The 13,372-nt window shown below is 29.9% G+C and carries 16 protein-coding genes and 1 pseudogene; 6 read left to right on the forward strand and 11 right to left on the reverse strand.

Translation table 11 applies throughout. From position 1 onward, the window contains the following. Nucleotides 1–93 precede the first annotated feature (93 nt). The gene (gene trxB / locus WA340_RS08740) at nucleotides 94–1,077 is read left to right on the forward strand and encodes a thioredoxin-disulfide reductase (protein WP_336128540.1); all 984 of its coding nucleotides are present in this window, start codon (nucleotides 94–96) and stop codon (nucleotides 1,075–1,077) included. Between the two features lie 69 nt (nucleotides 1,078–1,146). Here trxB and WA340_RS08745 read toward each other — a convergent pair whose 3' ends face one another. The 4 genes from WA340_RS08745 to WA340_RS08760 form a co-directional block, all read right to left on the reverse strand. Then, entirely contained in the window at nucleotides 1,147–1,965 is an 819-nt protein-coding gene (locus tag WA340_RS08745; RefSeq protein ID WP_336128541.1) for a GIN domain-containing protein, read from the reverse strand. Between the two features lie 181 nt (nucleotides 1,966–2,146). Further along, complete coding sequence (locus WA340_RS08750) at nucleotides 2,147–4,006, reverse strand: PspC domain-containing protein (protein ID WP_336128542.1); 1,860 nt, start codon at nucleotides 4,004–4,006, stop codon at nucleotides 2,147–2,149. Next, nucleotides 4,003–4,344: a PadR family transcriptional regulator gene (locus tag WA340_RS08755; RefSeq protein WP_027880605.1), complete on the reverse strand. Its 342-nt coding sequence runs from the start codon at nucleotides 4,342–4,344 to the stop codon at nucleotides 4,003–4,005. The genes WA340_RS08750 and WA340_RS08755 overlap by 4 nt, the downstream gene beginning before the upstream one ends. A gap of 191 nt (nucleotides 4,345–4,535) precedes the next feature. Continuing rightward, nucleotides 4,536–4,982 carry a DUF4870 domain-containing protein gene (locus WA340_RS08760; protein ID WP_336128543.1) on the reverse strand — a complete coding sequence of 149 codons (447 nt, stop codon included), beginning with the start codon at nucleotides 4,980–4,982 and terminating at the stop codon, nucleotides 4,536–4,538. A gap of 149 nt (nucleotides 4,983–5,131) precedes the next feature. Between WA340_RS08760 and WA340_RS08765 the strand changes: the two genes are divergently transcribed. The 3 genes from WA340_RS08765 to WA340_RS08775 all read left to right on the forward strand — a co-directional run bounded on the left by WA340_RS08765 (nucleotide 5,132) and on the right by WA340_RS08775 (nucleotide 6,791). Next, a complete protein-coding gene (locus tag WA340_RS08765; RefSeq protein WP_336069892.1) occupies nucleotides 5,132–5,590 on the forward strand; it encodes a DUF4442 domain-containing protein in 459 nt (152 codons plus the stop codon). Between the two features lie 60 nt (nucleotides 5,591–5,650). Then, on the forward strand, nucleotides 5,651–6,448 hold the full coding sequence (locus WA340_RS08770) for a TIGR00266 family protein (protein ID WP_336128545.1): 798 nt from the start codon (nucleotides 5,651–5,653) through the stop codon (nucleotides 6,446–6,448). A 145-nt stretch (nucleotides 6,449–6,593) separates the two neighbouring features. Beyond that, nucleotides 6,594–6,791, forward strand: coding sequence for a hypothetical protein (locus WA340_RS08775; RefSeq protein WP_336069887.1), 198 nt, complete (start codon nucleotides 6,594–6,596; stop codon nucleotides 6,789–6,791). Between the two features lie 32 nt (nucleotides 6,792–6,823). Here WA340_RS08775 and WA340_RS08780 read toward each other — a convergent pair whose 3' ends face one another. Next, on the reverse strand, nucleotides 6,824–7,762 hold the full coding sequence (locus WA340_RS08780) for a LysR substrate-binding domain-containing protein (RefSeq protein WP_336128547.1): 939 nt from the start codon (nucleotides 7,760–7,762) through the stop codon (nucleotides 6,824–6,826). A 106-nt stretch (nucleotides 7,763–7,868) separates the two neighbouring features. Between WA340_RS08780 and WA340_RS08785 the strand changes: the two genes are divergently transcribed. Beyond that, complete coding sequence (locus tag WA340_RS08785) at nucleotides 7,869–8,348, forward strand: Dps family protein (protein WP_336128549.1); 480 nt, start codon at nucleotides 7,869–7,871, stop codon at nucleotides 8,346–8,348. A gap of 75 nt (nucleotides 8,349–8,423) precedes the next feature. On the opposite strand, the gene WA340_RS08790 is transcribed toward WA340_RS08785, so the two are convergent. Further along, the gene (locus tag WA340_RS08790) at nucleotides 8,424–8,948 is read right to left on the reverse strand and encodes a DUF421 domain-containing protein (RefSeq protein WP_336128551.1); all 525 of its coding nucleotides are present in this window, start codon (nucleotides 8,946–8,948) and stop codon (nucleotides 8,424–8,426) included. 158 nt (nucleotides 8,949–9,106) lie between these two features. Between WA340_RS08790 and WA340_RS08795 the strand changes: the two are divergent. Beyond that, nucleotides 9,107–9,442 (forward strand): annotated as a pseudogene (locus WA340_RS08795) (winged helix-turn-helix transcriptional regulator). A 212-nt stretch (nucleotides 9,443–9,654) separates the two neighbouring features. Here the strand turns inward: WA340_RS08795 and WA340_RS08800 are convergent. The 5 genes from WA340_RS08800 to WA340_RS08820 form a co-directional block, all read right to left on the reverse strand. After that, a complete protein-coding gene (locus WA340_RS08800) occupies nucleotides 9,655–10,170 on the reverse strand; it encodes a hypothetical protein (protein ID WP_336128553.1) in 516 nt (171 codons plus the stop codon). A gap of 51 nt (nucleotides 10,171–10,221) precedes the next feature. Further along, nucleotides 10,222–10,548, reverse strand: a complete 327-nt coding sequence (locus WA340_RS08805) for a DMT family transporter (RefSeq protein ID WP_336128555.1) — start codon at nucleotides 10,546–10,548, stop codon at nucleotides 10,222–10,224. Nucleotides 10,549–10,758: 210 nt separating this feature from the next. Continuing rightward, the gene (locus WA340_RS08810) at nucleotides 10,759–11,376 is read right to left on the reverse strand and encodes a hypothetical protein (RefSeq protein ID WP_336128557.1); all 618 of its coding nucleotides are present in this window, start codon (nucleotides 11,374–11,376) and stop codon (nucleotides 10,759–10,761) included. A gap of 156 nt (nucleotides 11,377–11,532) precedes the next feature. Then, nucleotides 11,533–12,213 carry a DUF6843 domain-containing protein gene (locus WA340_RS08815; RefSeq protein WP_336128558.1) on the reverse strand — a complete coding sequence of 227 codons (681 nt, stop codon included), beginning with the start codon at nucleotides 12,211–12,213 and terminating at the stop codon, nucleotides 11,533–11,535. Between the two features lie 142 nt (nucleotides 12,214–12,355). Continuing rightward, nucleotides 12,356–12,874, reverse strand: coding sequence for an SMI1/KNR4 family protein (locus tag WA340_RS08820; RefSeq protein WP_336128560.1), 519 nt, complete (start codon nucleotides 12,872–12,874; stop codon nucleotides 12,356–12,358). Nucleotides 12,875–13,372 lie beyond the last annotated feature (498 nt).

Raw genomic sequence — 13,372 nt, forward strand, 5'->3', positions numbered from 1 at the left:
ATATTTATTTGTAGATAATAACTTTTAATAACTTCTACGTAAGGTTTTTATTAAAAAAACTACTTTTGTTATACAATAAAAATGAAATTAAATATGTCAGATAATATAGAAAAAGTTAAGTGCTTAATAATAGGTTCTGGTCCTGCTGGTTATACAGCAGCAATTTATGCAGCTAGAGCAAATATGAATCCTGTTTTATACCAAGGTAACCAACCTGGTGGACAATTAACAACTACAAATGATGTAGAAAACTTCCCAGGTTATCCAGAAGGTATTACAGGTCCAGAAATGATGTTACAGCTACAAGCACAAGCAGAACGTTTTGGAACAGATATTAGAAATGGATGGATTACTAAAGTAGATTTTTCTGGAGATGTACATAAAGTTTGGGTTAATGATGAAACCGAAATACATAGCGATACTATAATAATTTCTACTGGAGCAAGTGCAAAATATTTAGGTTTAGAATCTGAACAGAAATATCTAAAACTTGGTGGTGGTGTTTCTGCATGTGCAGTTTGTGATGGATTTTTCTACCGTAACCAAGAAGTTGTAATTGTAGGAGCAGGAGACAGCGCTTGTGAAGAAGCACATTACCTTTCTAAACTTTGTAAAAAAGTAACCATGTTAGTAAGACGTGACGAGTTTAGAGCATCTAAAATCATGGCAGAACGTGTAAAAAATACAGAAAATATAGAAATTTTATACAACACAGAGACTAATGAGGTTTTAGGAGATGGACAAGTTGTAACTGGTGTAAGAGTGTTTAACAATCAAACTAATGAAAAGCAAGAAATACCTGCAACAGGATTTTTTGTAGCAATTGGGCATAAACCTAATACAGATATCTTTAAAGATTATTTAGATTTAGATGAAACAGGTTACATTATTAATGCTAAACCAGGAACATCAAAAACAAATGTAGAAGGTGTTTTTGTAAGTGGAGATGCAGCAGATCATGTATATAGACAAGCTATAACAGCTGCAGGTACTGGTTGTATGGCAGCATTAGATGCAGAGCGTTACCTAGCTGCTAAAGATGCTTCTTTTGAGGTTAATACAGCTACAAACTATTAAAAGAAATACTTTTTAAATAAAAAAAACCGAAGCCAATTAGCTTCGGTTTTTTTTATTCAGTATAGTTATTTATTTTTTCTTCAAAATGGCGTTATCCTCAAAAGATTCTATATTGATTTTTGGACTACCATAAATTTCAATTTCTGAAGTGCCAGAAGCATTTATGTTAAGGTCTCTAGATGCATTTACCTTAGCCTCTGCACGATTAAGGGTTGTAATGTTTATGTCTTTAATGCTAAGTTTTTCTCCGTTAAATTCAGAAGAATTATCAACGTTTAAGTCTAAGTCTTTAGCGTCTCCTTCTATTTGAGCATCTGCACTTTCTAGTAAGTCTGCTTCAATTTTAGAAGCATTAATTAATGCTTCAATTTTACTGTCACCATTTAATTCTAAAGTAACATTATCTGCAGTAATGTTTAATTTATTTCTTGCTTTACCTTCATTTATGTGTTTAATCATTGTACATTCAACAGTTAAAAAAGCTCTAGAGTTATCTGAAGTAACTAAAGTTAAATCGTTAAATTTTTGACTATTTTCAGAGAATATTTCTGCTTCTTCCTTCAATTCAATAGTATTTAAAACATCTGTATAAAATACGGTAACTTCTTGTTTTTTAAATCTTAATTTTGCTGTTGTTTTTAAGGTAAGTGTACTGTCTTTATCGATGATTTGGATGTAATCATGAAGATTTTCGTCGGTTACAATTTTTACAGCAGCAGTTTCAGCTTTTACAAGTTTTACCTCAAAATCTTCGGTTAGTAATAGTCTGTTAAAAGGGTTAATGTCTGTTGTGTTGGTAGATAATACTCTGCTACCTTTTACTTTTTCTTGCGCAAGAGATAGTGTAGATATTAGTGCGCATAAAATTAGAAGTAAGGTTTTATTCATTTTATAAATTATATTATTATGAACAAATATAAACAAAAACCATCCCAAACTTTATTTTGTTTGAGATGGTAGCTACTTTTAGTGGTTAATAATGGTTGTTTTAGACTAAAATATCTATAATGGTGTTAATTATATATTCGATTAATGCGACCATAATTGATGTTTTTTGATTGATTGATGGTTATTTTTCTTTTTTAGTGTTTGTGATGTTTATACCTTCTTTGTCGTCTATAATGACTTTTACATTTTTGGTACTTGCATCAAAAACAGTATCGTTTATTTTGATTTTTAAGTTTTCACCTTTGGCTTCAAAACCATCTTCATTAAATTTAATTTTAGAGGTTTCTCCATCTAAGTCTACGTTAATTTTTAATTCATCTTCATCTTCATCTTGTTCAGGACAATCTAAACACGTTGCATTGTTTTGTTCTATTTTAAAATAATGACCAGTATTTTCTCTTAAATAGCCATCAAAACTACTGTAGCTTATAAAACTTTCTGTATTAGGGTTGTTGTAAATTACGCTTCCTTCGGGTAAGTAAACTGTAACTTCTACTTTTTGATCACGTTTAGCTTCTGCATTTGGTATTAAAAAATAATTATCTAACTCTAACTTATTACCATTAATGTTATAGTTATAATCAATAGTTTTTGCACGTTCTTTGGCTCTTTCAAAAGTTCTTCCTCTAGACGATTTAAAAACTTTAATTTTTGCAACACTATCACTTGTAGATTTAATATTTACTCTTATGTCTTGAGAAAAAGTTACCTTTTCTCCGTTTTCATCAAAACCAGTTCTAAAATTATGATAACGTCTATAATAATCTCCAGCAAAATTATCGTTACCCTTCATTGTTAAAACTAAAGTGTCAGTGCTTTTAATAGTTTCAATCTTCTCGTTTATAATTACTGGTGCTTTTTCGCTATAGCTTAATCCTTGGTTGATAAAAATGGTAATCATTCCTATTAAAGATAAAAGCCATAAACCTAATAAGGTAAACTTAGCAATGTTGCTTAATGGTTTTAAGTTTGAAACCAATATTTTTAAACCTAAGTAGAATAAAAATATAAGCGGAATAACTGATACAATAAAGATTAAGATTGATAATAGCTCAAAAGACATTCCGCTAGTGGTAGATAATTCCATTAAATCATTGTCTAAAAAATGCACATTGCTGTTAAAAAAAGAACCTATAATTAATCCAATAGTTAAAGCAACAGTACCAGCAATGGTTGCTAAGACAATAAATAGTCCTATGATTTTTGCAAAGATTTTAAAAACACCTTTAATAAGATTACCTAAACCGTCAAAAAAAGATTTACTATTGTCTTTAATTTTATTTGTAGGTATGCGTTTTACAGAGTCACTAATGTTATCCGACGCATGCTCAAAACCCTCTTTTAGTTTATCGGCATGTTTTTGAAAATCAATGTTTTTAACATTTTCGCTTACGCTATCAAATCCGTCACGAATTTTTTTTTCAATGTTACTAATATTTACAGCTTCACCAGTCATGGTAAGCTTTTCTGCAGTTGTTTTAGCTTCAGGTACTAAAATCCAAAGTAAAATGTACAAGAATACACCAGTACCAGCACCAAACACAAGTAAAATCCATATTAAACGTATCCAAATAGCGTCAATACCAAAGTAATGGGCTAAACCAGCAGACACACCACCAATATAGGAGTTGTCTGTATCTCTGTATAGTTTTTTACTACTGCTAGATCTGTAAGTGTTTTTAGTTTTGCTAGAAGGTTCGTCTTCAAAAATCTCGTCATCAACAAGATAATCCTCAGGTTGTCCCATAATGGCAATAACCTCTTCAACTTCTTTGTTACCAATAACTTGTCTATCGGTCTTCATACGTTCTGTAAATAATTCCGAAATCCTAGCCTCAATATCCGATATAATTTCTTCGCAACCTTGAGAGTCTGTAAATGAACGTTTTATAGCCTCAAGATAGCGCTGTAATTTTAAGTATGCATCTTCATCTATATGAAAAAATATACCTGCTAAATTTATGTTGACTGTTTTATTCATTTTTTAGTTGATTTAATTTGTGTTACTATGTTAACTGCATTTTGTAATTCGTCCCAAGTTTGGGTTAATTCTTTTAAAAAGATATGTCCAGTTTCTGTTAGTCCGTAGTATTTACGTGGCGGACCAGAAGTAGACTCTTCCCAACGGTAGCTTAGTAAGCCAGCGTTTTTTAGTCGTGTTAATAATGGGTAAATTGTCCCTTCAACTACTAACAACTTAGCGTCTTTTAAAGTGTCTAAAATTTCTGCAACGTAAGCGTCTTCATCCTTTAAGACAGACAGTATGCAGTATTCTAACACACCTTTTCGCATTTGTGCTTTTGTATTTTCTATCTTCATATTTTTATGAGATTTATTGTTAAACTGTTCATTTTTTGATGATTATTTTTGATTAAATTGATGATTCTTTTTTATCGCGTTACCCTATTGGGTCGGGCTTTCGCAAGTCGCAATCAAAGATGTGCTCCAACAATTGCTCAATCCCTAACGCAGGCTAACTTGCTATCTTGTTTTTTAAACCGTTTCATGTTTTATTTAATAAAATTAATGCTAAACGGATATTGATAAAATTCGCCATCCTTAGCTTTTATACTAGCGTTTATTATAAAAATGATTTCTAAAATAAAACCAATTACTGCTACAAAACCTAAACTACCACCTAAGATAAATAGAGGCGAAGGTTCATTTAAACTAATATGTAAACCGTCAAAGATGTTAATTTCAAAAAAATCTAAATGACTAAAAACATTAAACAAGAAAAACGGTACAAATAATAATCCTAAAATCATGGTGTATAGTAAAATACTAATCTGAAAATTAATAGCCTGTTTACCATGGGTATCTATAAAATCAGATTTTTCTTTATTAGTCAACCATAAAACAATTGGTCCAATAAAATTTCCAAACGGAATAATAAAGCGACTAAATGTCGATAAATGTATTATAGTTGCTAGATTTTTTTGGTGATTAGTAAGCATGATTTTAAAAGTATATAATAGTTTCTTATGCAAATATATATCTAAAAGAAGGTATTATGCAATACAAAGTACTATAATTTAACATTTTATTAACATGTTGAGTTGTGGATTATTTTCAATAATTTAGCCAAAAACCCAAAAATAATATTATGAAGTTAACACCAAGCAAACTAAATACTTATACAATGTTTAAACTGCCATCTGCCTATATTTGTGGTGTAAGGACAAAGTCAATCTCTGACCAAAGTTGTGAGGTAACAGTAAAACATAAATGGATTAATCAAAACCCTTTTAAATCAATGTTTTGGGCAGTACAAGGTATGGCTGCAGAGTTTTCTACAGGCGCATTGGTTATTGCAAAAATTCAAGAAAGTGGTCAAAAAATATCAATGTTAGTGACTACTAACAAAGCAGTTTTTACTAAAAAAGCAACAGGAAAAATAACTTTTACGTGTAATGATGGCAATAAAATAGATCAGGCTATAGCGCAAACTATAAAAACTGGCGAAGGTCAAACCGTTTGGATGCAATCTCAAGGTGTAAATCAAGATGGAGTAGTGGTTTCTACTTTTGATTTTGAATGGTCTATTAAATTAAAGTCAAAATAACATTGTAACATTTTTACAAATCTTACAACCAATAGCTGTTAATCATTAAATCAAAAAACTATGAATTCACATGAAATAGACTACCGCATTTACGGAGAAGAAATGCAGTATGTAGAAATAGAATTAGATCCAAACGAAGGTGTTATTGCAGAAGCGGGAAGCTTTATGATGATGGATGATGGAATAAAAATGGAAACCATTTTTGGAGATGGATCTCAAAAAGATCAAGGTTTTTTAGGTAAAGTATTTGGTGCCGGAAAACGTCTACTTACTGGAGAAAGTTTGTTTATGACAGCATTTTACAATGTATTACAAGGTAAACGTAACGTTAGTTTTGCTTCACCATATCCAGGTAAAATAGTGCCTATTGATTTAATGGAGTATCGTGGTAAATTTATTTGTCAAAAAGATGCTTTTTTATGTGCAGCAAAAGGTGTAAGTGTTGGTATTGAGTTTTCTAAGCGTTTAGGACGCGGACTTTTTGGTGGAGAAGGTTTTATTATGCAAAAGTTAGAAGGTGACGGAATGGCGTTTGTACATGCTGGCGGAACTTTAGCTAGAAAAGTATTGCAACCAGGTGAAACGTTAAGAGTAGATACTGGTTGTATTGTAGGTTTTACACAAGATGTAGATTATGATATTGAGTTTGTTGGTGGTATAAAAAACACCATTTTTGGTGGCGAAGGTTTATTTTTTGCAACCTTAAAAGGACCAGGTGTAGTTTATATACAATCGCTACCATTTAGTAGGTTAGCAGGTCGTGTTTTAGCAAGTTTACCTCGAGGAGGAAAAGATAAAGGTGAAGGTAGTATTTTAGGAGGTTTAGGTGATATTATTGGTGGAGATAATAGATTTTAAAATTCTAATTTTAACGTCTTTTTAACTGTTAAAATTCACAGGTTTTAAGTTTTGAAACAATTTTTTTGCTACATTTAATCTGTAATTTTAAACCGTTCGCCTATAAAAAACATTACCTTTAATTAACTAAAACTTAAAATTAATTATGGCAAGAGCAATGTTTGAGTACACCAAAACTGTACTTCAAAAAGTTAGTTTTGACACCACGTTGTTTTGCAGAGAGGTACAAAAGGCTTTAGAGCGTTTGTTACCTTACGAAATTGAAGAGCTTAAAGTATTCATAGACTCTTTAGTAAAGCAAAACCCAAAACTAAATCAATGTTTAATTTATCTTAATCCTTAAATAGAAAAAAGCGACTTATAAAGTCGCTTTTTTTATTTCCCTAAAGGGCTAATAATTTCTACATTTTGAAACGCAATTGCGCCTCTAACTATCCCAGAGATTACGTCTTGTAAAGCTTCTATAATTTGCATTTTAAGTTCGCTTTTATGATAGATTAAGCTAACTTCTCTTGCTGGACTAGGCTCATTAAAAAACCTTAAATTTTGCTTTGATTTTTCCGGTAAATCTAAAGTGTGTAGATAAGGTAGTAATGTCATGCCTAAACCTTCATTAGATAATTTGATTAAAGTTTCTATACTACCACTTTCTAATTGAAATTTGTCGTCATTATGGTTTTTAAATACTTTACATAAATTAATAACACCATCTCTAAAACAATGTCCATCTTCTAACAAAAGCATATCATTTATATCAAGATCTGATGTTTCTAGTTTTTTATTGTTATGTAATCTATGGTTTTGCGGTACGTAAGCAACAAAAGGTTCAAAATATAAAACACGCTCTTTAATGCTTTCTTGTTCTAAAGGTGTTGCAGCAATAGCGGCGTCTAGGTGACCGTCGTTAATACGTGTAATAATTTCTTCTGTAGTAAGCTCTTCAATTTTAAGTTTAACTTTTGGATACTTTTTCACAAAATTATTTAAAAACATTGGTAGTAGTGTTGGCATTACGGTTGGTATTATACCAAGTTTAAATTCGCCACCAACAAATCCTTTTTCTTGGTCTACAATATCCTGTATTCTATTAGATTCGTTAACAATATTTCTAGCTTGTGTTACTAGTTTTTTACCAACTTCGGTTAGCTCTATAGGTTTTTTGCTTCGGTCAAAAATTAAGACGTCAAGTTCGTCCTCTAATTTTTGAATTTGCATACTTAAAGTAGGTTGGGTTACGAAGCATTTTTGAGCTGCTTTTGTAAAATTTTGGTGTTCGGCTACAGCCAAAACATATGATAATTGAGTAATTGTCATTGTTAATAGTTTAAGGCTATAAAAATATAAAATCTATCAATAATATTTATAATTAAGAGCGTTTAATTTGCAGTAAATTTGTAATAGAAATTAAAACTTATAAAATATGAAACTAAATAGTCTTGGATTAGACCCATCAAAAACTAAAGATTTAGCTGACCAATTAAATGATTTATTGGCTAATTTTCAAATATATTATCAGAATTTAAGAGGAATACACTGGAATATTAAAGGGAAAAACTTTTTTGATTTACATGTGAAGTTTGAGGAGTTATACACAGATGCTAATGCTAAAGTAGATGAAATTGCAGAACGTGTTTTAACACTAGGGGAAACTCCTTTACATACATTTGAAGATTATTCTAGTGTTGCAAAAGTACCGGTAGGTAAGAATATATCTAAAGATGAAAATGCAGTAGAATTAATAGTAAATTCTTTAACTGAATTATTACAAATTGAAAGAGAAATTTTAAATGCTTCTGATGAGGCTAATGATGAAGGAACAAATTCTATGATGAGTGATTTTATAACCGAACAAGAAAAAACTGTATGGATGATGAATGCTTGGTTAGGTAAAAGCATCTAGTCCTAAAATTGATTAATAGCAATTAAAAAGCAGTCTGAAAAGACTGCTTTTTTTGTATGAAAAGTTAGCTATTAATTAAGGTGTCTTTCTAACACCATCTAATAGTTGTTTATTCAGATCTATACCTTCTTTAGTTTTATGTAATACAGAAATATCTCCAGTAGATTCTAAAACAACTGCTTCTACTTGGTTAAAATCCAAAACGTTAGCTTCTCTAAGTTTTGCTATTAGTTGTGATTTTTCAATTCTACTATGTTTTAAGTTATTATAAAGTATGGTATTACCATCCATTAGTAATAAAGGTTTGTTTGAAATTAAAGCACTAAATTTTGGTATTTTTTTCTGTAAATATGAAGAAATAAGGGTTAATACCAAAAGACTTGTAATAGCAACTGCACCATGAGTAATGCTAGTACTAGATGTTAAAGTAGAAGATATTATACTTCCTATAGCAACAGTAAATGCAAAATCGTAAGCAGTAAATTTAGCAAAAGACCTTAAACCAATTATTCTTGTAACTATTATGATAACTACAAAAATAATTAAACTGCCTACAACAGTTTGCCAAATAGGGTCTTTAATATCGTAAATCCATTCCATAAGTTATAAATTTTTATCTAAAGTTATGGATTTTAGCTTTTAATAAAGCTTAATAAAATTATAAAACACTATAATTTTTATAGTTTCATTTTTAATTATAGTTAGTAAATTTGTACAAATAATTTAAACTATAAATGATGGCAAATGTAAAACCTAAGATGCTCAAATTTAGAGGTAATGAATATCCTTGTTGTGCAAGTTTAACTATGGGAATAATTGGCGGAAAATGGAAGACCGTTATACTTTATCATCTTATAGATAAAAAATTAAGATATAATGAATTAAGAAAGAGTATGCCAACAGTAAAAGAAAGGACGTTAAGTTTACAATTAAAAGCTTTAGAAGAAGATGGTTTAATAAATAGAATTGTTTACACATCAAAATCACCTTTAAAAGCAGAATACAACTTGACAGACTTTTGAAAAACTTTAATTCCGTTAATACAATCTATAGCTAATTGGGGAGATTTTGTAGTTGAAAATTATTCTGAATAATGTTTAATTAGTTTATGTTTTATTATTTACATATTTTAAAACTGTAATAACACTACTTTTAAGGTATTGATCGATGTGATAGTAGCAGATTTATCTAATCTACAAAGTTTAAAATAATAAAAAAATAATCCCTTAACTTTCTAATAGTTAATATCTAAAGCACTTTTGCTTTTTTGTGTAAAAGTTTTTTTATATCCTAAAATAACGCTATGTTACTGTTGTTTATTCTTTTGAAAACGAATACCTGTTTTAAAGCCACAATATGTTAGAAAAATAATAAACAGAGTTTGAAAGATTAAAATTAGATAAGAAATTGTATTAAAAGTGCTAGTTTTAAGTTTCGCCTCCAATTCAATTTGTTTGATATCGATTCCTGAACTTAAAGGAGGATAAATAGTCCAACCAGAATTTTGTTGTATAATGCTTTCTATAATAACACCTAATTTGTTAAAAATTATTATTAGTAAAAATGAAGAAAGCATTAAAATTACATTAGAAGTTATATTATTAAAACGGTTTTTAATTGTGCGTATTATATAAATGCAAAACAGGATTGAATTTCCTATTAAAAAAATAATAAGATATTTAGGAATAACAAAGTATGTATCGTAGATATTTAGATTAAAAGCAGCTATTTTATTTAGCTTAGTAAAATGATAAATCATATAGTTAAAGATGAAAGCTAAAATCAATGATCCAATTAACCAAAACACTTCCTTTTTACTCATAATTTTAATTATTTTGTTATAGTACACAAATAGATTTTAGTAAATGCTTTTTTAATTTGATACAAGCTTTAGTCCAATAATTGAAGCAATTAGAGTAGTAATAAAAAACAATCGCCAAAAGGCAGCAGGTTCTTTCAAAATTACAACTCCAACCAGAACAGTTCCTACAGCTCCAATTCCTGACCAAACCGCATATGCTGTACCAATAGGTATTTGTTGAGTTGCTTTTACAAGAAGAAACATGTTAATACTAAGACAAATCAAAAAACCTATATACCACAAAGTAGTTTCGTTACCAGTAGATTCTTTCGCTTTACCTAAACAAGTAGCAAAAGCAACTTCAAAAAGTCCAGCAATAATTAATACTAACCAATTCATCTTAATTAAATTCTTTTTATTAAAATCTCAAATTTAGTTATTTGATCTGTTCGATCTATCTATTTAAAGATATAATTAAAAAGTTGAATAAGTTTGAAATATAACTTAAGATTAATATTGTTTTAATTTAGTAGCGGTATAAGTTATTACTAGTAGATCTTGAGGTTGTCAAATTTGCTGTAATTTCGGTTATACATTGTTGGCAGATTGTTATTTTCTTTTCCATTTAACTCCACTCCAAATAATTCCTAATGAAACTAAAATTAAGGCAAAATTCTCAATATTAATTTTTTTATCTGTCAATGATTTGTAAATAGTTCCAATCACACAAAAGATTGACATAATTACTGCAAAGTAATATCCTTGTTTAGATTCGAAAAACGACCTTTTTCTTTCTATATGCCATTTATTATATTTCAATAGTTTTGAGTCAATATTTTGGCATAAATTCACGAATTGCTCAGAATTGCAAAAATTATCATTTGAGCTAATTCGTAAGGTTTTCCCATTTTTGAACTTAAATTTTATTCCAGCTCCTTTTATCCAATGAATTTTATAATATTCTAAATCATTAAAATTAACATTTTTATTATCCCATTCCAACTGATTTGATTTTAATTCAAAATCTGAGATTTTTACTATAAACTTCTTTTTTAAGATATAGAAATAAATTCCAGCAAGAACAAAAGCTAAGATTCCTTTTATTAGACCAAAACTCATAACTCTATTCAACACGAAAATTATTACAGAAAAGATGGCTACTGTTGAACCAAGTAAGAATAGTAATTCAAATGGGTTTGTATATTCAACATTTTTGTATTTCCGCATCGTTTTGTGTAATGTTTGCCAACGGTTTGGCTATGGTTTCGTTGCGGATAAATCCGCAGGATTTGTCCGCCGAAAACCGAAGATAGCAAAATTGCGAGGACTTTCCGAAAGGAAAGTTAGAAGCAATGAACTATAGCCGGTGTTGTGTACCGTTTTTTATTTACATTTTTCAATTCGACTGCGAACAATTGAGTCAAATTTCTGTTCCTTTTTAAAGTCATATTTGACAATCGTATCTCTAATAACTTGAAATTCTGAATAATGAACTGTTAAAGGCGATTCAGAGGAAAATCCGCCGTTTGGCATTTTTCCAGGATAATTTCCAGACGCACCTAATCCAATTCCTGGAACATTTTTAGTTCCGTCTTTATAGTTTTCGTAATGTTCAAGTTTAATTTTTTCTCCCTTTTTGTCAATCGAATAGTATTCGTGGTCTATTATTCCACTTTTAAATTTGTATTTAACAAAGAGGATTCCATCGTTTGGAATTTCCAATATTTTTCTTCCATTTTCAATTTTTGGTTCTATTCCGCAATCCAGTCCGTAAACTATTTTAATTTTTCCTGTATAATTTTCTGGAATTAGATAGGTTTCAGGTTTTATTGTGTTAATTTTTGTCCAAACTGGCCAAAAAATTATAATTGATGCTATAGTTCCTAAAATCCAATAAAGTTTGATTTTGAGTTTTTTTTTACTAACCAAAATTAAAATTATTCCCAAAATGAAAATCGGCAATCCAATGGTTGCAAAGAATGCCATAAAAGTCAATCCGAATGCTCCAATTAATAAAAGTGCAATTCCAATGTAGAAAAGTATGTCGTTAGTTCTTTGGTTCATTCAAATGGTACACAACGTGTTTGTGTATGATTTCGTTGCGTGTTTTAAGCACTAAAGTTAGCAAATAAATCACAGATAGAAAGTCCGCGAGGACTTTCGTAAGTAGGCTATAACTAGCAATGAATTATACACGGTGTTGTGGTTAGTTTTTTTCCGATTCTATTGTTTCGTTTAAAAAGCTCAAAACTTCCTTAAAGTAACTTTCTAAATTTTCGTGTTCTTCTTCTCCAGGATGCCAATTTGCAAATTTCCAGTATTTCCACTTTTCATTTGTTGAATTCGGCGGAATTAGAAGAAAGTACTGTTCTTGATTTATTCCTCCAACTATAATACTTTTTTCAAGCTGTATTCCGATATTTTCAATTCCGTTTAAACTATAAGCTTCTATTATAAAACTGTCAATGTTTTTCAGAAAGTCAATTTTATTAATCGGCTCAAAAGTCGGTTCGATATCGTTTGGTGCAGAAAATCCGTTTGTGATTGACATAAACTGTTTAAAGTCAGTCGGAAAATCAATTCCGAGTCTTTTTTCGGTCAGTTGTATTTCGTTTTCAGATGCTGGTTTAGTTCCTAACCATTTATTTTCAGTCTGCTCTTGAGTAAACTCAAAATCAGCTAATTCAATCGCTTTCTCTGATATTTGTTTTAGTAGACTGTTCATTTTTCAAATTAACCACAACGTTAGCGTATAAATTTCAGTTGCGGAAAATCGGTACGATTTTCCGATTGAGACTGAAAGATAGAAAATTGCAATGAATTTATACATTGTTGGTTACAGTTATATTTCAGTTTTTTAAGGTTCATTCAGAGTTTGTTTTGCGTTCTGCTATTCAATTCCACGTTATGATTCCGCAATTTTGGAATTCGATAGAGTAGCAGTAATCAATTCACGTTTTTTAAATTCCGCTCAAGTTGATTTCTGCGCATAGTTCCGTTTTACATTTTTCAATTCAGCGTTACGTTTCGGTCTCGAGTATTAAATTCAGTTTCCGTTATTTTTTTGCGCAAAGTTCCGCTGTTTTCAAAGTTCGGAATTCGCACGATTTTTACGTTTAGTTTTTAATTCCGCTATTGTAACCAACGTTAGCGTATAAATTTCAGTTGCGGAAAATCGGTACGATTTTCCGATTAAGACTGAAAGATAGAAAATTGCAATGAA

The sequence above is a fragment of the Mesoflavibacter sp. CH_XMU1422-2 genome, assembly GCF_037029245.1.
In the GTDB taxonomy this organism is placed as follows: Bacteria; Bacteroidota; Bacteroidia; order Flavobacteriales; family Flavobacteriaceae; genus Mesoflavibacter; species Mesoflavibacter zeaxanthinifaciens.

What these genes read in the sequence shown, in the direction of transcription:
- WA340_RS08815 (WP_336128558.1), bottom strand. Translation starts at nt 12,213, where the DNA reads ATGAACCAAAGAACTAACGACATACTTTTCTACATTGGAATTGCACTT.
- WA340_RS08760 (WP_336128543.1), bottom strand. Translation starts at nt 4,982, where the DNA reads ATGCTTACTAATCACCAAAAAAATCTAGCAACTATAATACATTTATCG.
- WA340_RS08800 (WP_336128553.1), bottom strand. Translation starts at nt 10,170, where the DNA reads ATGAGTAAAAAGGAAGTGTTTTGGTTAATTGGATCATTGATTTTAGCT.
- WA340_RS08790 (WP_336128551.1), bottom strand. Translation starts at nt 8,948, where the DNA reads ATGGAATGGATTTACGATATTAAAGACCCTATTTGGCAAACTGTTGTA.
- WA340_RS08750 (WP_336128542.1), bottom strand. Translation starts at nt 4,006, where the DNA reads ATGAATAAAACAGTCAACATAAATTTAGCAGGTATATTTTTTCATATA.
- WA340_RS08775 (WP_336069887.1), top strand. Translation starts at nt 6,594, where the DNA reads ATGGCAAGAGCAATGTTTGAGTACACCAAAACTGTACTTCAAAAAGTT.
- WA340_RS08785 (WP_336128549.1), top strand. Translation starts at nt 7,869, where the DNA reads ATGAAACTAAATAGTCTTGGATTAGACCCATCAAAAACTAAAGATTTA.
- WA340_RS08755 (WP_027880605.1), bottom strand. Translation starts at nt 4,344, where the DNA reads ATGAAGATAGAAAATACAAAAGCACAAATGCGAAAAGGTGTGTTAGAA.
- WA340_RS08780 (WP_336128547.1), bottom strand. Translation starts at nt 7,762, where the DNA reads ATGACAATTACTCAATTATCATATGTTTTGGCTGTAGCCGAACACCAA.
- WA340_RS08810 (WP_336128557.1), bottom strand. Translation starts at nt 11,376, where the DNA reads ATGCGGAAATACAAAAATGTTGAATATACAAACCCATTTGAATTACTA.
- WA340_RS08805 (WP_336128555.1), bottom strand. Translation starts at nt 10,548, where the DNA reads ATGAATTGGTTAGTATTAATTATTGCTGGACTTTTTGAAGTTGCTTTT.
- WA340_RS08745 (WP_336128541.1), bottom strand. Translation starts at nt 1,965, where the DNA reads ATGAATAAAACCTTACTTCTAATTTTATGCGCACTAATATCTACACTA.
- WA340_RS08765 (WP_336069892.1), top strand. Translation starts at nt 5,132, where the DNA reads ATGAAGTTAACACCAAGCAAACTAAATACTTATACAATGTTTAAACTG.
- WA340_RS08770 (WP_336128545.1), top strand. Translation starts at nt 5,651, where the DNA reads ATGAATTCACATGAAATAGACTACCGCATTTACGGAGAAGAAATGCAG.
- WA340_RS08820 (WP_336128560.1), bottom strand. Translation starts at nt 12,874, where the DNA reads ATGAACAGTCTACTAAAACAAATATCAGAGAAAGCGATTGAATTAGCT.
- trxB (WP_336128540.1), top strand. Translation starts at nt 94, where the DNA reads ATGTCAGATAATATAGAAAAAGTTAAGTGCTTAATAATAGGTTCTGGT.